20 protein-coding genes are annotated in these 17,705 nt (G+C 70.7%); 9 read left to right on the top strand and 11 right to left on the bottom strand.

The window, feature by feature from the left end:
• Positions 1-87: 87 nt before the first annotated feature.
• Together JI751_RS10980 and JI751_RS10975 are read right to left on the bottom strand one after the other, a co-directional pair.
• Positions 88-1,404 carry a D-arabinono-1,4-lactone oxidase gene (locus JI751_RS10980; protein ID WP_201936204.1) on the bottom strand — a complete coding sequence of 439 codons (1,317 nt, stop codon included), beginning with the start codon at positions 1,402-1,404 and terminating at the stop codon, positions 88-90.
• 9 nt (positions 1,405-1,413) lie between these two features.
• A complete protein-coding gene (locus JI751_RS10975) occupies positions 1,414-2,622 on the bottom strand; it encodes an MFS transporter (protein WP_201936202.1) in 1,209 nt (402 codons plus the stop codon).
• A gap of 33 nt (positions 2,623-2,655) precedes the next feature.
• Between JI751_RS10975 and JI751_RS10970 the strand changes: the two genes are divergently transcribed.
• From JI751_RS10970 to JI751_RS10960, 3 genes are all read left to right on the top strand, one after another.
• Complete coding sequence (locus JI751_RS10970) at positions 2,656-3,768, top strand: ferrochelatase (RefSeq protein ID WP_201936200.1); 1,113 nt, start codon at positions 2,656-2,658, stop codon at positions 3,766-3,768.
• Positions 3,765-4,586: an inositol monophosphatase family protein gene (locus JI751_RS10965; protein WP_307814104.1), complete on the top strand. Its 822-nt coding sequence runs from the start codon at positions 3,765-3,767 to the stop codon at positions 4,584-4,586. The genes JI751_RS10970 and JI751_RS10965 overlap by 4 nt, the downstream gene beginning before the upstream one ends.
• A gap of 216 nt (positions 4,587-4,802) precedes the next feature.
• Positions 4,803-5,093, top strand: coding sequence for a DUF4193 domain-containing protein (locus tag JI751_RS10960; RefSeq protein ID WP_056600397.1), 291 nt, complete (start codon positions 4,803-4,805; stop codon positions 5,091-5,093).
• A gap of 48 nt (positions 5,094-5,141) precedes the next feature.
• On the opposite strand, the gene JI751_RS10955 is transcribed toward JI751_RS10960, so the two are convergent.
• The 3 genes from JI751_RS10955 to JI751_RS10945 all read right to left on the bottom strand — a co-directional run bounded on the left by JI751_RS10955 (position 5,142) and on the right by JI751_RS10945 (position 7,165).
• Positions 5,142-5,744 carry a helix-turn-helix domain-containing protein gene (locus JI751_RS10955; protein ID WP_201936199.1) on the bottom strand — a complete coding sequence of 201 codons (603 nt, stop codon included), beginning with the start codon at positions 5,742-5,744 and terminating at the stop codon, positions 5,142-5,144.
• A 622-nt stretch (positions 5,745-6,366) separates the two neighbouring features.
• Positions 6,367-6,696 (bottom strand): DUF4235 domain-containing protein, encoded by a 330-nt coding sequence (locus JI751_RS10950; RefSeq protein ID WP_201936197.1) that lies wholly within the window; start codon positions 6,694-6,696, stop codon positions 6,367-6,369.
• A gap of 10 nt (positions 6,697-6,706) precedes the next feature.
• Positions 6,707-7,165, bottom strand: a complete 459-nt coding sequence (locus JI751_RS10945; RefSeq protein ID WP_307814099.1) for a DUF3093 domain-containing protein — start codon at positions 7,163-7,165, stop codon at positions 6,707-6,709.
• 53 nt (positions 7,166-7,218) lie between these two features.
• Here JI751_RS10945 and dut point away from each other — a divergent pair, with 53 nt between their 5' ends.
• The 4 genes from dut to JI751_RS10925 are packed head-to-tail and all read left to right on the top strand — an operon-like array spanning position 7,219 to position 9,423.
• Positions 7,219-7,674: a dUTP diphosphatase gene (dut, locus tag JI751_RS10940; protein WP_201937082.1), complete on the top strand. Its 456-nt coding sequence runs from the start codon at positions 7,219-7,221 to the stop codon at positions 7,672-7,674.
• Positions 7,675-7,702: 28 nt separating this feature from the next.
• Positions 7,703-8,335: a DUF3710 domain-containing protein gene (locus tag JI751_RS10935; RefSeq protein WP_201936196.1), complete on the top strand. Its 633-nt coding sequence runs from the start codon at positions 7,703-7,705 to the stop codon at positions 8,333-8,335.
• A 3-nt stretch (positions 8,336-8,338) separates the two neighbouring features.
• Positions 8,339-8,701, top strand: a complete 363-nt coding sequence (locus JI751_RS10930; protein WP_201936194.1) for an OB-fold nucleic acid binding domain-containing protein — start codon at positions 8,339-8,341, stop codon at positions 8,699-8,701.
• Entirely contained in the window at positions 8,698-9,423 is a 726-nt protein-coding gene (locus JI751_RS10925) for a DUF3159 domain-containing protein (RefSeq protein ID WP_307814097.1), read from the top strand. The genes JI751_RS10930 and JI751_RS10925 overlap by 4 nt, the downstream gene beginning before the upstream one ends.
• A 15-nt stretch (positions 9,424-9,438) precedes the next feature.
• On the opposite strand, the gene JI751_RS10920 is transcribed toward JI751_RS10925, so the two are convergent.
• Both JI751_RS10920 and JI751_RS10915 read right to left on the bottom strand, forming a co-directional pair.
• Positions 9,439-10,110: a potassium channel family protein gene (locus JI751_RS10920; RefSeq protein WP_201936192.1), complete on the bottom strand. Its 672-nt coding sequence runs from the start codon at positions 10,108-10,110 to the stop codon at positions 9,439-9,441.
• Positions 10,111-10,153: 43 nt separating this feature from the next.
• The gene (locus JI751_RS10915) at positions 10,154-10,816 is read right to left on the bottom strand and encodes a potassium channel family protein (RefSeq protein ID WP_201936190.1); all 663 of its coding nucleotides are present in this window, start codon (positions 10,814-10,816) and stop codon (positions 10,154-10,156) included.
• Positions 10,817-10,871: 55 nt separating this feature from the next.
• On the opposite strand from JI751_RS10915, the gene JI751_RS10910 reads away from it, so the two are divergent.
• Both JI751_RS10910 and JI751_RS10905 read left to right on the top strand, forming a co-directional pair.
• Positions 10,872-12,923, top strand: a complete 2,052-nt coding sequence (locus JI751_RS10910; RefSeq protein WP_307814095.1) for an APC family permease — start codon at positions 10,872-10,874, stop codon at positions 12,921-12,923.
• Positions 12,924-12,933: 10 nt separating this feature from the next.
• On the top strand, positions 12,934-14,139 hold the full coding sequence (locus JI751_RS10905; protein ID WP_201936188.1) for a class I SAM-dependent RNA methyltransferase: 1,206 nt from the start codon (positions 12,934-12,936) through the stop codon (positions 14,137-14,139).
• Between the two features lie 196 nt (positions 14,140-14,335).
• Here JI751_RS10905 and JI751_RS10900 read toward each other — a convergent pair whose 3' ends face one another.
• Genes JI751_RS10900 through JI751_RS10885 form a run of 4 tightly spaced genes read right to left on the bottom strand, consistent with a single transcriptional unit; the run spans position 14,336 to position 17,616 of the window.
• Positions 14,336-15,562, bottom strand: a complete 1,227-nt coding sequence (locus tag JI751_RS10900; protein WP_201936187.1) for a tyrosine-type recombinase/integrase — start codon at positions 15,560-15,562, stop codon at positions 14,336-14,338.
• 36 nt (positions 15,563-15,598) lie between these two features.
• On the bottom strand, positions 15,599-15,940 hold the full coding sequence (locus JI751_RS10895) for a helix-turn-helix transcriptional regulator (RefSeq protein ID WP_201936183.1): 342 nt from the start codon (positions 15,938-15,940) through the stop codon (positions 15,599-15,601).
• A 60-nt stretch (positions 15,941-16,000) separates the two neighbouring features.
• Complete coding sequence (locus tag JI751_RS10890; protein ID WP_201936181.1) at positions 16,001-17,317, bottom strand: hypothetical protein; 1,317 nt, start codon at positions 17,315-17,317, stop codon at positions 16,001-16,003.
• A complete protein-coding gene (locus tag JI751_RS10885) occupies positions 17,317-17,616 on the bottom strand; it encodes a hypothetical protein (RefSeq protein ID WP_201936179.1) in 300 nt (99 codons plus the stop codon). Before JI751_RS10885 ends, JI751_RS10890 begins: the two co-directional genes overlap by 1 nt.
• Positions 17,617-17,705: the final 89 nt, after the last annotated feature.

Below are 17,705 nucleotides of genomic sequence, written 5' to 3'. Positions count from 1 at the left end.
TCCGTCACGGGCCCGTGAGTCGCTGGCAGACTCAAGCGGTCGTCGAGTCGCTGGGAGACTCAAGTCGACCCTGAGTCGCTCGGAGACTCACGGGCCGAGGACGCGCCTGAGATACGGGTTGGCGAAGACCCGGTCGGGGTCGAGGCGGTCACGCATCGCGAGGAAGTCGTCGAAGCGGTCGTACGCCGGAGCCAGATCTGCCGCCGACCGGGTGTGGACCTTGCCCCAGTGGGGTCGCCCGCCCGCCTCACGCAGGATCGGCTCGAGGCCGCCGAAGTAGGCGCGGTGGTCGGTGTCCTGCGGCACGTGGAAGGCGAGGTAGAAGCTGTCGCGTCCGTACGAGGTGGACATCGGTACGTCGTCCGCGCGTGCCGTGCGGATCTCGATCGGGAAGGCGATCCGCCAGTCGCTCGCCTCGATCACCCGGCGACACTCGCGCAGCACGTCGAGGCCGACCTGGCGCGGGACGGCGTACTCCATCTCCCGGAAGCGCACCCGGCGCGGCGTCACGAACACCCGGTGGGCCAGGTCGCTGTAGCGACGCTCCGAGAGCGCATGCCCGGCGACCCGGTTGATCCGCGGGACCAGGCCCGGCGCCCGCGAGCCGATGCGGCACAGGCCGCCGAAGACGGTGTTGGAGATGAAGTCGTCCTCCCACCACGCGGCCAGCCGCGACGGCGGCTCCTGCTCGCCGGGGGCGAGGTCGGTGCGGACGTTCTGCTTCACCATCAGCCAGTCGGTGTGCGGGAACCAGTACATGTCGACGTGGTGCGCGGCCGCGACCATGTCGTCGTACGACGTCAGCGCCTCGTCCCACGTCATCGGCTGCTCGTGCGCCTCGATGACGAAGAGCGGCTCGACGTGGAAGGTGAGGCTGGTCAGGATGCCGAGCGCGCCGAGCCCGACGCGCGCCATCTCGAAGACGTCGGGGTTCTCCGTGGCCGAGGCCCGGACGACCTCGCCGATGCCGGTGACCAGCTCCAGCCCAGCGAGCTGAGCGGCGAGCCCGGCCGCGACACCGCCAGTGCCGTGGGTGCCGGTCGACGTGGCTCCGGCGAGGGTCTGCTCGGCGATGTCTCCCATGTTGTGCAGCGACAGGCCCTGGCGTTCGAGCGTGAGGTTGAGGTCCTTGAGGGGCGTACCAGCACGCACCGTCACGGTCATCGCCTCGCGGTCGACCGCGAGGACGCCGTCGAGCCCGGCGGGCAGCAGCAGGGTGTGCTCGGGCGCGGCGATCGCGGTGAAGCTGTGCCCGGTGCCGGTCATCTTGACCGTGGTGCCGGCGTCCCGTGCACGACGTACGACGTCGACGACGGCGTCCACCGACCGCGGTGTCTCGGTGACGACCGGCGTCGACTCCTCGAGGCCGGACCAGTTGCGCCACGTCGTCGGGGACACCGTCATGTCCGCAGGCTAGGGGATCGCCGGGGATCGCGGCCTGGATGCGACCCGGTTCGGCCGGGCGGTCTGGGCGGCGAGCGCCCCCAGGACGCCGCCGACGAGCGCGACGGCGTACGCCGCCGAGGCGCCGCTGTGGTCGACGACGAATCCCGCGACGGCGGCGCCCGGCGCGACCCCGGCGACGATCCCGGTGTGCAGGATCGCCATCCCCTCGGTGAGCCGGCCCGACGGGACGCCCTGCTCGACCATCGTCATCGCACCGATCATCGTGGGGGCGATCGCCAGGCCCCCGACCAGCAGCACCACCGCCATCAGCGGGATCGAGTGGATGAACATCAGGGGAGTCATCGCCAGCGCCATCGCCGCCGATCCCCAGCGCAGCCGCACGTCCGGCCCGCTTCGCCAGGCGACGGCGCCGGTGACGAGGCCGGCGACGAGGCTGCCGAACGACCAGGCCGCGAGCAGCCACCCGGCTGTCCACCGCTGGCCCTGCTCCTCGGCGAACGCGACGGTGGTGACCTCGGCGGCCCCGAACAGCGCGCCCAGGGTCAGGCAGACCAGTGCGAGCGGCAGCACGAGCCGCCACGGCATCGGGGGACGTACGCCGTCGGTGGTCGTGGTGTTCCCCGCGGGCGGCTCGGTCCGGCGCTGCAACGCGAAGGCGAACGTCCCGAGCACGCCGGTGACCAGCGCGAAGGTCAGGCCGGCGACCGGGTGCCAGCTCGTCGCCAGCAGGGTCACGACCACCGGCCCGACGACGAACACGACCTCGTCGAGGACCGCCTCGAGGGCGAACGCGGTCTGCTTCTCGCCGGGCTCGTCGAGCAGGTGTGACCAGCGGGTCCTGACGCTCGCGCCGACCTGGGGGAGGGCGGCGCCGGAGACGGCCGCGAAGACGTAGGGGAGGGCTCGCGGCCAGTCCTGCTCGACCGCCAGCATCATCATCGCCAGTCCCGCGCCGAAGACCGAGATCGCGATCGGCAGCACCCGGAACTGCCCGAAGTGGTCGACCCACCGGCCGTGCATCACCGCGAACGCCGCCTCGGCCAGCACGAAGACAGCGGAGACCGTGCCCGCGAGTCCGTAGGAGCCGGTCCGCTCCTCGACGAGCAGGACGATCCCGAGACCCACCATGGAGATGGGCAGCCGGGCGACGAGCGCCGCGCTGCTGAAGCGGAGGGCGCCGGGGCGGGACAGCACCCGGCGGTAGGAGTCGAGCATCGAGGTGATGGTAGGTCTGTCTACGCTGAGTTCATGAATTCCGCGCGCCCCGACGTGAGGCCGTACGACGCCCTGCTGGTGCTCTCCTTCGGGGGACCCGAGAAGCCCGAGGACGTGGTGCCGTTCCTGGAGAACGTCACCCGCGGCAGGGGCATCCCGCGCGAGCGCCTCGAGCAGGTGGGGGAGCACTACTTCCTCTTCGGCGGGCGCAGCCCGATCAACGACCAGAACCGGGCGCTGATCGCCGCGCTGGAGAAGGACTTCGCCGACCAGGGCATCGACCTGCCGGTCTACTTCGGCAACCGCAACTGGGACCCCTACCTCGCCGACACGCTGGCCACGATGAAGGAGGACGGGGTCACGCGCGCCGCCGTCTTCGCCACGTCGGCGTACTCCTCCTGGTCGTCGTGCCGGCAGTACCGCGAGAACCTCTACGACGCCGTCGAGAAGGTGCCGGGCGCGCCCCGGCTCGACAAGCTGCGGCAGTACTACAACCACCCGGGCTTCATCGAGCCCGCCGTCGACGCGATCGTCGCCGCCCTGGCCGAGCTGCCCGATGGCGGCGACAGCGCGCGGCTGGTCTTCGTCACCCACTCCATCCCGACCGAGATGGGGGAGAGCAGCGGGTCGGAGGACCCCGCCGGGCAGCCGCGACCGGCGTACGTCCGTCAGCACCGCAGCACCGCCGACGAGGTCGCGACGAGGGTGAAGAAGGCGACCGGGCGCAGCCACCGGCACGACCTCGTCTACTGCTCGCGCTCGGGTGCGCCGTCGACGCCGTGGCTCGAGCCGGACGTCAACGACCACCTCGAGGACCTCGCCAGCGACGGCGTGTCCGAGGTGGTGATGGTGCCGATCGGCTTCGTCTCCGACCACATGGAGGTCATCTACGACCTCGACACCGAGGCGATGGCCACGGCCGAGCGCCTCGGCATGCGGGCCGTCCGGGCGGCCTCCGCCGGGACCGATCCCCGCTTCGTGGCGATGGTGCGCAACCTCGTGCTCGAGCGTGCGGCCGCCGAACGGGGCGAGCAGCCCGACCGCGCAGCGGTGGGCTCCCTCCCCGCCGGACCCGACCTGTGCGGCGCCGGCTGCTGCCCCAACCCGCGGGGGCCGCGTCCGGCCCTGTGCGGGGCCGATTCGTGAGTGCCACGCCCATCGAGCTGCCCCTCCAGCTGCGGAGCCTCGCGGTCGACCTCGCCCACGCGGGCGCCGAGCTGGCCCGTGAGATGCAGCGCGGCGGCATCGACGTCGCGGACACCAAGACGAGCGTCGTGGACGTCGTGACCGAGGCCGACAAGGCGGTCGAGGAGCTGCTGCGCTCGCAGATCGCCGCGGCCCGACCCGACGACGCGATCCTCGGTGAGGAGGGTGACGACAAGCCGGGCACCAGTGGGGTGCGCTGGGTCCTCGACCCGATCGACGGCACCGTCAACTACCTCTACGGCCTGCCCGACTGCGCCGTCTCGGTCGCGGCCGAGGTCGACGGCTCGCTGGTGGCCGGTGCGGTCGTCGCCATTCCGACCGGTCAGGAGTACGCCGCGGCGCTCGGCCAGGGTGCCACCCGCGACGGCCGGCCCATCGGCGTACGTCCGACGCCGCCGCTGGGGGAGCGACTCGTGCTCACGGGCTTCGGCTACCAGCGGGAGGTCCGCGAGCACCAGGCAGCGTGCGTCGCCCGGCTCCTGCCGGAGGTGCGCGACATCCGGCGGATGGGGTCGTGCGCCCTCGACCTGTGCCACGTCGCCGACGGCAGCGCCGACGCCTACGTCGAGGCCGGTCCACAGCCGTGGGACTGGTCGGCCGGCGGGCTCGTGCTGCGCGAGGCGGGCGGTCGCTTCGACCTGCTCGACGGCAGCCGGACCCTGGGCGCGGGTGACCTGCGCAACGTCGTCGTGGGTACCCCCGCCGATGGTTGGGACACCTTCGTCGAGGCGCTCGGGTCCGCGGGGTTCCTCGCCTGACGAACGGCCCGGCACCCGCTCGAACGGGTGGGTGGTCCGAGCGAGGATTGCGGGAATACGGAGCAGTACTCCACTGTTCAGGCGACACGTCGCGAACCGGCTCACCACAGGGTCGATTCATGGTGCACAATCTGGCGCCGACGACGAGCACAAATGGGTCCCACCCCGCGCCGCGAACCGGCGGGGACCAAGACCACCGTATGGGGAGAGGAATCGATGGCCACCGACTACGACGCGCCACGCAAGTCCGAGGAGGACCAGAGCGAGGAGAGCATCGAGGAGCTCAAGGCCCGACGCCACGACAAGAACTCCGGCAAGGTCGACGAGGACGAGACCGAGGCTGCCGAATCATTCGAGCTGCCCGGTGCCGATCTCTCGCACGAGGAGCTGGCGGTCGAGGTCATGCCGCGGCAGGACGACGAGTTCACCTGCATGAGCTGCTTCCTGGTTCACCACCGCTCGCAGCTCGCCGATGAGAAGAAGCTCATCTGCCGCGACTGCATCTGATCCGCGGTCTCACACAGCGCCCGTCCCTCTCGAGGGGGCGGGCGTTGCTCATGCCGTACGAGCCCGCCTGAGGTCGTCCTTCAGGTCCTGGAGGTGCTCGGCCTCCGCCCGCAGCTGGTGCCGCGCAGGGTGGTCGTCCGGGGTGCCGAAGAGCATCCGCTGGACCTGCTTGTGGCGCCCATTGAGCCGGTAGCGCACGGCCGGCAGCCCCCGCTCACGCGAGCGAGCATGGTTCACGAAGTAGCCGATCGTCGTCATCCGCCGGTCCTCCCGCGGCACCCACCACCCGGTGACCTCGAGGTCCACGTGGGCGGGGTAGCGGCTCCCGGCCCGGTTCCTGGCCCCGTCGGCCCGCATCGGACCGATCTGCTCGTCCGTGTCGTCGTCCTTGAGCTCGACCCGGATCCTGGCCAGCTCCAGCAGCTGCTGGAGGGCGCTCACCCGGGGACTGGTCCGCCCGGTCTCCCAGCGTGCGACCACCGACTGCGACACCTCGAGGATCGCCGCGAGCCCCCGCTGCGAGACATCGAGGATGCGGCGTACCCGGCGCACCAGGCCCGGCACCTCACCGTCGAACGGCCCCATCAACATCCACTCCCGCTCCTCCTCCGTCAGGTCCGTCGTCCTGATCGGGTGGATCGTCCCCACCATCTGCCTGCCCTTCCGTCGCGTGTCGTGCTGTCCCTTCGATCCCAGACGGGGGATGCGACAGCCGCGGTGTGCTCGTCCACAGGTGCGTCGGCGTACGCCCGGGCGCTCGGTCGTGTGGACGGAAGGTGGCCCAGGATCGCGGGGAGACGCGACTGGCGACCGGCGCGTTCGCGCGCACCTGCGGGTGTCTGACCCCGAGGTCGGCCCGGACGCGCGACTGCACTGGCCATCGAGTCGCTCCGAGACTCACGGTCAGCGAGCCGTGACGAGGGGTCGCAGCAGTGGACGTCGAGTCTTCCGGAGACTCACGGGCCAGTAAGTGGCAGGGCGACCGGGTCCACGCAGTGAGTCTCTGAGTGACTCACGGGCCAGGGCGCGACCGGCGGCAGCGCATCAGCGGTTGAGTCTCGGAGGGACTCGAGGGCCAGTGGGGACGACAGCTTCGCGCTCCCCGCACCGGAACGTGGGCGCCGAGGGGGTCGGCGACGGCGAATCCCAGGCCACCTATCCCGAGCCCGCTACGCAGAGCCCGCGATCCCGAGCCCGCTATCCAGAGCCCGCGATCCCGAGCCAGAAACTCCGAGCCCTCGACAGCGAGCCGGTGAAGGCGACGCCTCGAGGGTCAGGAGGTCGGAGCCGGGGCCTTCTTGGCGTCCTGGCCGTCCTTCTGGAGCTGCGGCGGCAGGTGGCCGGTCGACTTCGCGTAGTAGTGGGCCGCGCGACGGGTGGCCAGCATGCGCGCCACGCCGATCAGGGTGCCGCTCACGGCCGCCCACATGACGGCCTCGCCGAGGCTCACGTCGGGGTCGGCGGGGTTGGCCGGGGGGTTCTTGCCGGTGGCGGCCCGCCAGGACGTGTTGAGGCCCTTCTTCGCGACCGTCGCGGCGCCGAGCGCGGCGGCGAGGGAGAGCACGGAGTAGAGCTTGCTGTTGGAGTCCTGGGACGAAGCCATGTCGGCCACCCTATCCAGAGCGACCGGCGGTCCGGCCCACCCGGACGGCCGTGACGAGCGCCTCCGGTCGGCGACAGCTCACCAGCCAGTACGGCGCCGGGTCGGCCGGGTCGGTGATGTCGATCCGTACCCCGCGCTTGAGGTAGGGACGCAGCAGGAGGTAGGCCCGCGCGTCGGCATCCACGCCTGCCTGTCGGCGTACGTCGTCGGAGTCCAGCGCCGTGACCTCGCCGACGTGCTCGAGGTCGATGTGGGCCGGCCCCGCGTGAAGGATGCCGTCCTCGACGGCGACCCGCGGACGCCCGTAACCCACGAACAGCGCGACCATGACCACCACGGCAGCGGCCGTGATCGACCAGGCGACGGTCTCGGGGATGGCCACGATGAACGCGAGCCAGAACGACGCGACCAGCATCGTTCCCTGCACCCACCATCGCAGTGGAACGGTGAGGCGTTCGGCGTAGTCCACGGCGCAGATCCTATCGAGGGCCGATAGATTCCTTCCTCGTGCCCGACCAGGACATCCCCACCGACCTCGACATCAGCGTCGTCCGCCTCGACCCGGACCTGCCGCTGCCGTCGTACGCCCACCCGGGTGACGCCGGCGCCGACCTCCACACGACCGTGGACGTCACCTTGGGGCCGGGGGAGCGGGCGATGGTGCCGACCGGTTTGTCCATCGCCCTGCCGGACGGCTACGTAGCGCTGGTGCACCCGCGGTCCGGCCTCGCGGCACGCCACGGGGTCTCGATCGTCAACAGCCCCGGCACCGTCGACGCGGGCTACCGCGGGGAGATCAAGGTGATGCTGATCAACCACGACCCCGTCGAGTCGGTGACGCTCGCGCGCGGCGACCGGATCGCCCAGCTGGTGATCCAGCGGTTCGAGCGCGCCCGGTTCGTCGAGGTGGGGGTGCTCCCGGAGTCGGTCCGCGGCGCCGGGGGCTACGGTTCTACAGGTACCGGTGCCCGATCGTGAGCCGGTTCGCTAGCGAGGAGATGTTGACGTGAAGTTCCGCCGCAAGGCACAGGCCACCGACACCGCTGACGAGGCAGGCAGCACGACCGGGTCGGCCGCCGACACGCCGGACCCCACCACCGGGCCGTTCGACGTGTCGCAGGTCGAGGGCGACGGCATCGACCGTGCGGACCTCGGGTCCGTGCTCGTCCCGCCGATCGCCGACCGCGAGCTGCGGCTCCAGGTCGACGAGCAGAGCGGCCAGGTCCGCTCGGTGATGCTCGCCGGCTCCGACGGAGCGTGCGAGTTCCAGGCCTTCGCCGCGCCGCGCAACGGTGACCTGTGGTCCGACGTCCGCCCGCAGATCGCCGCCGACATGGCGCGCCGCGGGGGCCAGACCACCGAGCGCGAGGGGCGCTGGGGCACCGAGCTGGTGTGCCAGATGCCGGTGAAGCGACCCGACGGGACCGACGCGACGCAGCCGTCGCGGATCATCGGCATCAACGGTGACCGCTGGATGCTCCGCGCCTCCTTCCTCGGCCGTCCGGCGCTCGACCCCGACAACACCGCCGAGTGGGAGGACGCGCTCGCCCAGGTCGTCGTACGACGTGGGGAGCAGGCGATGCCCGTCGGCGAGCCGCTACCGGTGAGGCTGCCGGACGACGCGCGCCGGGTGCGCTGAGCGGTGGCGGAGAAGAGCCGGCTGCGGCAGGCCCTGTCCAAGTGGGCCGACAGCGGCGAGGCGCACCAGCGTGACCTGCGCGAGTCCTACGCGACCGCGGAGGCCGTGGCGATCGTCGACGCACCCGAGCGCGAGCACGTCGTGGTCAACGGCGTCCTGCGCACCGTGACGCTGCGCCCGCGCGGCGGGGTGCCGGCCCTCGAGGCCGAGCTCGACGACGGCTCCGGCGTGATCACCGTCGTGTGGCTCGGCCGCCGCCGGATCACCGGTGTCGACCCGGGCCGCTCGATGACCGTGGCCGGCTGCATCGGACGCCAGGGCGGAGTCCCGCTGATGTTCAACCCGCGCTACGAGCTGCGCCCGTGACGGAAGAGGCGCGGGAGCCCGCCGCGACCAAGGTCGAGGCGGAGACCGTCGAGGCGGTCGTGCGCCAGCAGCTCTCCAAGGCGCTCGGTGGTCGCCGCGGCATGGCCGAGGCCGCCGTCCCGACGATCCTGTTCACGCTGACGTGGCTCACCCAGCGCGACCTCGACCTCGCGCTCATGGTCAGCGTGGGCGCCGCGCTCGTGCTCCTCGCCGTCCGGCTGGTGCAGCGCTCGACGGTCCAGTTCGTCGTGAACGCGCTCTTCGGGATCGCGATCGGGTGGTACTTCGTGCACCGCTCCGCCGCCTCGGGCGGCTCCGAGCAGGACCAGGCGCTGGCCTACTTCCTGCCCGGCATCCTCTACAACGGCGGGTACGCCGTCGTGCTGGCGCTCACCTGCCTGATCGGCTGGCCGCTGGTGGGCTTCATGGTCGGCAGCATCACCGGCGACGCGACCGCGTGGCACGACGACAAGCCGGTCGTCCGGCTCTGCACGCGGCTCACCTGGCTGCTGGTCGCGCCGTGCCTGCTGCGCGTCGCGATCCAGGGGCCGATCTGGCTCGCCGGCAGCTCGGCGTCGCTCGACCCCGACACGGCCGTGGCGGTCCTGGGCGTGTCGAAGATCGTGCTGGGCTGGCCGCTGCAGCTCGCGGCGCTCGGCTCGATGGTGTGGCTGCTCTCGCGCAACCGGACCCCGGTCGCGCCGGACGCGACGCCCGCCTGAGGCGTCGTACGCCGCTCAGTTGGGGTGGTGGCCGGGGGAGAGCAGGTGCTCGAGCTCGGCCTCGACCTCAGCGGGCACGACGAACAGCAGCTCGTCACCCGACTCGAGCGGCTGCTCGGCCTCGGGGGTGTAGACCTGTCCATCGCGCAGGATCGTGACGAGGGCGCAGTTGTCCGGGAAGGGCACGAGCCCGGCGGGCGTGCCGACGAAGGGTGAGTCGGCGGACAGGGTCAGCTCGACGAGGTTGGCGTTGCCCTGGCGGAACGTGAACAGCCGGACCAGGTCGCCGATGGAGACGGCCTCCTCGACCAGCGCCGACATGATGCGCGGCGTGGAGACGTTGACGTCGACGCCCCAGGCCTCGGTGAACAGCCACTCGTTGTTGGGGTGGTTGACCCGGCCGACCGTGCGCGGCACGCCGAACTCGGTCTTGGCCAGCAGCGAGGTGACCAGGTTGGCCTTGTCGTCGCCGGTCGCCGCGATCACCACGTCGCACTTGCCGAGCTGTGCCTCCGCGAGCGAGGACAGCTCGCACGAGTCGGCCAGCAGCCACTCGGCGTGGGGGACGCGCTCGGGTCGGATCGAGGACGGGTTCTTGTCGATGAGGAGGACCTGGTGGCCGTTCTCGATCAGCTCGCGCGCGATCGAGCGACCCACGGCTCCGGCTCCGGCGATGGCGACGCGCATGTCAGCAGTGCTCCTGCAATCCAGTCGAGGTCTCGGTCACGGGTCAGTCGTCCTCGGGCCCGGACTCGAGCACCGAGTAGGCGTGGGCGGCGTGCTCCTCGCGCATGACGAGGTGCAGCATGTCGCCCTCCTGGAGGACGGTCTCCCGGGTCGGGAGCATGCCCTCGCCGAGGCGGTCGATCCACGCGATGCGGCTGCGGGACTGCATCTGGAACTCGACCGTCCGGTTGCCGATCCACTCCTCGGGGACCTGGACGTGGTCCACGCGGATGGTGCCGGAGGGGTCGCGGAAGTCGGGCTCGGCACCCGCAGGCAGGACCCGCCGGAGGATCTGGTCCGCGGTCCACTTCACGGTCGCGACCGTCGTGATGCCGAGGCGCTGGTAGACCTCGGCGCGACCGGGGTCGTAGATGCGGGCGACGACCTGCTGGATCCCGAACGTCTCGCGGGCCACGCGGGCGGCGATGATGTTGGAGTTGTCACCGCTCGAGACCGCGGCGAACGCGTCGGCGCGTCGGATGCCGGCCTTCTCGAGGACCTGCTGGTCGAAGCCGTAGCCGGTGATCTTGTCGCCGTTGAACTCCGGTCCGAGGCGCCGGAACGAGTCGGGCTCGCTGTCGATGATCGACACGGTGTGGTTGCGGTCCTCGAGGCTGCGGGCGAGCGTCGAACCGACGCGGCCACAGCCCATGATCACGACGTGCACGCCAGAACCGTATCCCAGCGCGGAGAAACGCGTCGGGCGGTCTACGCTCTCGTTCGTGAGTGTCGGCGACGTCTCGAAGCGGATCCTGCTCGGGCGCAAGCTCCGCAGCAGCCAGCTCGGCGAGACCCTTCTTCCCAAGCGCATCGCGCTCCCGGTCTTCGCCAGTGACGCGCTGTCGTCCGTGGCGTACGCACCGGACGAGGTCTTCATCATGCTCGCGGTGGCCGGCGCGTCGACCTATGTGTGGTCGTGGAAGATCGGCATCGCCGTCGCGCTGGTGATGCTGACGGTCATCGCGTCCTACCGTCAGACGGTCCACGCCTACCCCTCGGGCGGCGGCGACTACGAGGTCGCGACCGTCAACCTCGGCCGCAACGCGGGTGTCACGGTGGCCAGCGCACTGCTGGTCGACTACGTCCTCACCGTGGCGGTGTCGATCTCGTCCGCCGCGCAGTACGCCGCCGGCGCGATCCCTGGCCTGATCGGCCACGAGGCGACGGCGGCCACGGTCGCGGTGATCCTGCTGACGGCGATGAACCTGCGCGGGGTGCGCGAGTCCGGCGCGTTCTTCGCCGTGCCGACCTACCTCTTCATGGTCGCGATCCTCGGCATGTGCGGCTACGGCCTGCTCCGGCTCCTGGCGGGCGACCTCCCGCTGGCGGAGAGCGCCGGGCTGGAGATCGTCCCCGACGAGGGCTGGGACGGACCGCTCTCCCAGGTGGCGCTCCTGTTCCTCCTCGCGCGTGCCTTCTCCTCGGGCTGTGCGGCGCTGACCGGCGTCGAGGCGATCAGCAACGGCGTGCCGGCCTTCCGCAAGCCGAAGAGCCGCAACGCTGCGACCACCTTGCTCATGCTGGGCCTGATCGCGATCTCGATGATGATGAGCGTCATCGTCCTCGCCAAGAAGATGAGCATCCGCTACGTCGACCCGCACCACCTCGACAAGCTGCGCGCCGCCGGCGGTAGCGGGCTGCCGGAGGGCTACGACCAGCACCCGGTGATCTCGCAGATCGCCAACGGCGTCTTCGACCACTTCCCGCCCGGCTTCTACTTCGTCGTCACGGTCACCGGCATCATCCTGGTGCTCGCGGCCAACACGGCGTTCAACGGCTTCCCGGTGCTCGGCTCGATCCTCGCCCAGGACGGTCTGGCGCCGCGCTCGCTGGGCTCGCGCGGTGACCGTCTCGCCTACAGCAACGGCATCGTCTTCCTCGCCGCCATGTCGATCCTGCTGATCATCGTCTTCGACGCCGAGACCACCAAGCTGATCCAGCTCTACATCGTCGGGGTGTTCGTCTCGTTCAACCTGAGCCAGCTCGGCATGATCCGCCACTGGACGCGGCACCTCGCCACCGAGCGCGACCCGGCCGTACGCCGTCGGATGCTGCGCTCGCGCGCGATCAACACCTTCGGCCTCGGCATGACCGCCGTCGTCCTGGTGATCGTCCTCATCACCAAGTTCCTCGCGGGCGCCTGGATCACGATCCTGGCGATGGCGTTCTTCTTCATGGTGATGAAGGCGATCGGGCGCCACTACGCCCGGGTGGAGCTCGAGCTCGCGGCCGATGAGCAGGACAAGGTCATGCCGACCCGCGTGCACGCGATCGTGCTCGCCTCCAAGCTGCACAAGCCGACCCTGCGCGCGCTGGCCTTCGCCCGCGCCACCCGCCCCAACGTGCTCGAGGCGATCTACGTCAGCATCGACGCCAAGGCCACCAACCGGCTGCTGGAGGAGTGGGACGACCGGCACCTCGACATCCCGCTCAAGGTGCTGCACTCGCCCTACCGCGAGGTGGTCCGGCCGATCGTCGAGTACACCCAGGAGATCCGCCGGGCCAGCCCGCGCGGGGTCGTCGCGGTCTACATCCCGGAGTACGTCGTCGGGCGCTGGTGGGAGCAGCTGCTGCACAACCAGACGGCGCTCCGGCTCAAGGGCCGCCTGCTCTTCACGCCCGGCGTGATGGTCATCTCCGTCCCCTACCAGCTGCGCTCCTCCCAGCTGGCCCAGGAGCGGGGACGGCTCGACGAGGAGCGCGTGCACGCCGGCGACCTGCGCCGCGGCCGCGTGGCGTCGGGGGACACGCCCCGCCAGATCGACGACGTATGACCACCCTGCGATGAGCCGCACCAACCGCCCGCGCCGGGCCCGGGGTCGGTCGCGGGTGGGTGAGCGCTTCGAGGGCGAGGTGGGTCCGGTCGCCCACGGAGGCCACTGCGTCGTACGCCTCCCCGAGCCGGAGGCGCGCGTGGTGTTCGTGCGCCACGCGCTGCCCGGCGAGCGCGTCGTCGTCGAGATCACCGAGGGCACCGACGGCGACCGGTTCTGGCGCGGTGACGCCGTGGAGGTCGTGGAGGCCACGCCCGAGCGGGTCGAGCCGCCGTGCCCCTACGCCGGCCCCGGCCTGTGCGGTGGCTGCGACTTCCAGCACGCCTCGCTGCCCGCCCAGCGCGACCTCAAGACCGCGGTCGTGCGCGAGCAGCTCGTCCGGCTCGGCCGCCTCGACCCCGACTCGGAGATCGTCAGCGGCCTCGAGGTGCAGGCCGTGCCGGTGCCGGGCCGTGACGACGACGGCCTGCGCTGGCGTACGCGGCAGCGCTACGCCGTGACGCCCGACGGGCGTCCCGCCATGCGCGTCCACCGCTCCCACGACCTGGTCCTCGTCGACGACTGCCTGATCGCGGCCGACGGCGCCCGCCCACCGCTGGTCGAGGAGGGCGCGCAGCGCCCGTCACGAGACCCGGTCACCCACGACGTCTCCGCGGCGGGCCAGACCCACCCGTTCAGCGTCGCCGGCGACGGCTTCTGGCAGGTCCACCCCGAGGCCCCGCGCGTGCTGGTCGAGGCCGTCATGGACCTGCTCGCCCCGCAGCCGGGGGAGCGGGCCCTCGACCTCTACGCCGGCGTGGGGCTGTTCGCCCGCTTCGTCGGCGAGGCGACCGGCGCGCGCGTGGTCGCGGTCGAGGCGGACCGTACGGCCTGCCAGCACGCCCGCGGCAACCTCGCCGCGCTCGAGACGGCCGGCGTCGAGTGCGGCCCGATGGACCGCGTCCTCCGGTCCGGCCTCGACGAGCCCTTCGACCTCGTCGTCCTCGACCCCCCGCGCGAGGGCGCCAAGCGCGCCGTGGTGGAGCAGGTCGTCGACCGCCGCCCCCGCGCGGTGGCCTACGTCGCCTGCGACCCCGCCGCCCTCGGCCGCGACGTCGCGATCTTCGCCGAGCACGACTACCAGCTCACCGCGATCCGGGCCTTCGACCTCTTCCCGATGACGCACCACGTCGAATGCGTTGCTCTGCTGACGAAAAGCGGCTCTGACCTGCGCTGATGTGATCTGGGCTCTCGGGCGCGAGTCCCGAGAACGGGCCTTAAGGCTCACTTTGGGCTCACTTTGAGTTCTCGGGCTCGGTTTGTGACGCCTCACTCGCCCTGTCGGGACGGCCTGAGGGCGCGCAGAACGGCCCGTGGGCGGCTCAGAGCGCGTCCACGGGCCGGGAAGGCCATTCGTGACCGCCGAAGCCGTCTCAGAGCCCGGGAGTCGACCCTTCGCTCGTCTCGGGGCCGGGAGCAAGGCGGTCGGTGGCGGCCCGGTAGTCGGGCACGACGAGCCGTCGGTTGATGTAGTGCCGCTCGGTGACCGCCTTGGACGTGTGGCCGAGCTGGTTCATGGCGGCCTCGGCGTCGTAGACCTCGTCGATCTCGGTGGCCACGGTTCGGCGGAACGAGTGGGGTGAGACGTCCTGGAGGGCGGCGAGGTCTGCGTAGTCGGCAAGGTGGCGGATATGCCACAGCCGGCCCTGGACGTTGGTGGGGAAGTGCCAGGTGCCGTTGCGGGTGATGAACACTGCGTCGAGGGCGTTGGGTGGCTGGGCAACCTTGCGTCGGCGTAGCAGCGCCGCAGCCCAGTCCGGGAGCGCGATGGGGCGGATCGCGGCGTGGGTCTTGCCGTAGTCGACCCGCTTGCCTCTCGATGTGATCTGGCCGTTCACCATCAGCCACGGGAACCACCCGTCGTCGTCCCGCCGTTCGGGCGGCGGCGTCAGCTCGATGTCGGACCAGCGCAGGGCGAGCAGCTCGCCGATCCGCATACCGGTGGCGATGAGCATCTCGACGATGTCGGGCAGATCGACGCTTTTCGGACCGTTCCGCTTCTCGGCGTTGGCCCACTCGCGGATGGCGGCGCGCACGGCGTCCAGGTCTTTCACGGCAACAGGCTTCTTCTTGTTTCGTGGCACAGGGACCGAAGGGACGGCCGTGGCCGGGTTGCCGTTAATGGCCTCGTGGAAGATCGCCATGTTGAACGCGCGCACGAGGACGCTGCGTATGCGTTTGCGAAGGTCGGGAGAGACGCCAGCGCTGTCTAGCGCGGCCTGGATGATCACCGGTCGCACGTGTCGGAGCTGGTAGGCGCCCAGCGGGTGCTCGGTCTTGTCGGGGTCGAGGATCCAGCGGACGTGGGAGCCGTAGTAGCTCAGAGTCTCCGAGCGTGGTCCGCCGTCCGCCTGCTTCATCTTCTGGAACCAGAGGTCGAGGAGGTCCTGAACGGTGTCGTCCGGCGCGAGGGCACCGTCACCGAAGGTGCCGGTGTGCTCGACGAAGAACGCCTTGAGGTTGGCCCTCGCCTTGGTCTTGGTCTCACCGTTCTTGCGGTATTGACGCACGACACCATCGACGTCGCAGTAGCGGGCGCGCGCCTGCCACGACCCGTTCTCCAACTGGAAGCAACTGATCTCCCCGTAGGTGCCGACCATCAGCCGTTGTCTGGCCATTCTTCTCTCCTTTGGTCCTCAGGCGAGCTCTCCGGGGTCGGTCGCCCGGAGAGCAGCACCTCGCACGCGACTGGCACGGCGCCGGGGATGGACAACCTCGCGAAAAGGGTGTTCGTCGCTCTCCTCGTCCTCCGTGAAGGACTCCTCGTGGGCACTCAGCCATCGGTCGAGCTCCGAGAGGCGGTACTTGAGCCGGCCACCGGCCTTGACAGCTCGCGGGCCGTAGCCAGGACGGCGAACCCGCCAGGTCAGCAGCGTCGCTTTGGGAACGCCGCGGTAGCCGCACGCAGCCTCGGTGTTCAGGAACGGGTCTCGCACCATCGAGACGACGCTGTCTGACGTGCTCATGTCGGTGGACATTTGCTCTCCTCCGGTCGGCATGACTGCCTAGGTGCTCGGGCGCCGCCGATGGTGTGGGGGTTAGATGTTCGGGACATCGACGGCCCCTTCTTCGGTCGGACGGTGGATCAGCGCGGAGTGCAGGTCGACTCGCGTCGGTCCCGGTGTGGACATCGGCACTTCATCCTTGGGTCGCAGCCGCTCGCGGACGGTCTTCACGACTGCGAGATCGGTCGACGACGTGACGGGTACGAAGCGTTCGCGGACCGGGCGGACCAGTTGTCCGCCCCCGCCGACCAGGCGCGGGAGCGTCACGCGCTTGAAGAAGGCACCCTGCTCGATCCCGTCCTCGATGATGTCGGCGATGCGGTTGTCGAGCCGGTTGAAGAGCAACTGGAACCCGGAGAGGACGCGTGGCTCGACGATCGTGTCGTGGGGGAGGGCCTTCAGCCGCGCCACGGCAGTCGCGCCTTCGGCCACGGCCAGTCCGCCCTTCCCGAGAAGCCCGCCGATCTCGCGCAATTGCTTCTGAACGACGGAGTAGGTCTCGGCACGTTCGGCCCATCGCCCGGCGAGTCGTTCGTCGATGCGGGCGGCGTACGGCGCGAGGTGCGCGGAGACGAGGCGTTGGGAGTCCACGACGAGGCGAAGGTTGGTCGCGTTGGGCACGGACTTCATCCGGATCACGAGGTTGTGCTGCGCCTGCAGCACGCCGAGGATCCCTGGACGCACCGGACCGGCGATGAGCTTCGTCTTCGGTCGCCAGCCGAGGTGATCGACCGCGTAGTCAGGTTGGCCGAGGTTCACGTCGAGCGCCGCAGCCAGCGATGCCCAGCCGAGACGAGCGCTCTGGGCGAGCGGCTCCCAACCGGGTGTGTTCTTGTACCGCTGGTCGGGGACGACCAGTGCTTGGGTCAGCGCGGCGACGTCGCCGACGAGAGCCTGAGCCTGGGGCGCGGTCATCTGCGCTGACACCTGCTCGCTGGTGTCGTGTTCGGCGAGGGCCGCTACGCGGGCGGTGAGGCGCCATCGGTCCACCATCGGGTTGGCGTTCGGCGTGGCCAATGCATCCGTTGACGCGGGGCGCGCGCTCGACTGCTGTCGTGCGATGTCGATGGCTCGCGCCAGTTCGCTGGCTGCAGTCAGATGGGAGCCGCGTGAGCCGACTGACCGGAACGGGTTCGGCTGTGCCGGCGGCATGTTGGAGAACGCGAGCGGGCTGGCCGCGCGCATCGCTTGGCAGAGCCAGACGAGCACGGTCTGGCGGTAGGTCCGGATCAGTCCGCCGAGTTCCTCGCGCTCCTCGGTCGTCGCCCCTACCAGCCGTTGCTGGATGCGGTGCTGCCGGAGAAGAGCCGCGAGCTCTGCGCGCATCGCCGCCCCGGTTTCGCCGTACATCAGGTGCCGTCCAAGGCGTATGCGTCATCGAGCATCGCGATGACGAGCTCGATGGTGAGCGGGTCGATGCCGTAATGCTCTAGCTCTTCCAGCGCCGACGTGGCTACGGCCAGCAGAACGGCGCGGTCCTCAGTCAGCCCCTCGGTGTCGGCCGATGGGCATTCGTCCGCGTGGATTCGATCGAGCTCGATGAGGACGCGCTCGTATGCCGACGAGGCGTCGACCGTCGAGGCCTGATCGGCGAGCGCAGCGAGGTAGGACCGAGCTTGCGCCAGCGTCTGTACGTGGGGGAGAAGCACGATCGACTCCCTTCGTGGCTGGAATGCCACCGTCGCCAATTCGTCGAGGCGGGGCGCTGAAGGTCGCGAAGGCTGTGGAATGAAGGTGC

The organism is Nocardioides baculatus (genome assembly GCF_016735675.1).
GTDB lineage: Bacteria > Actinomycetota > Actinomycetes > Propionibacteriales > Nocardioidaceae > Nocardioides > Nocardioides baculatus.
The sequence above is the reverse complement of the archived record's forward strand: the minus strand, read 5'-3'. Positions and strand labels throughout refer to the sequence as shown.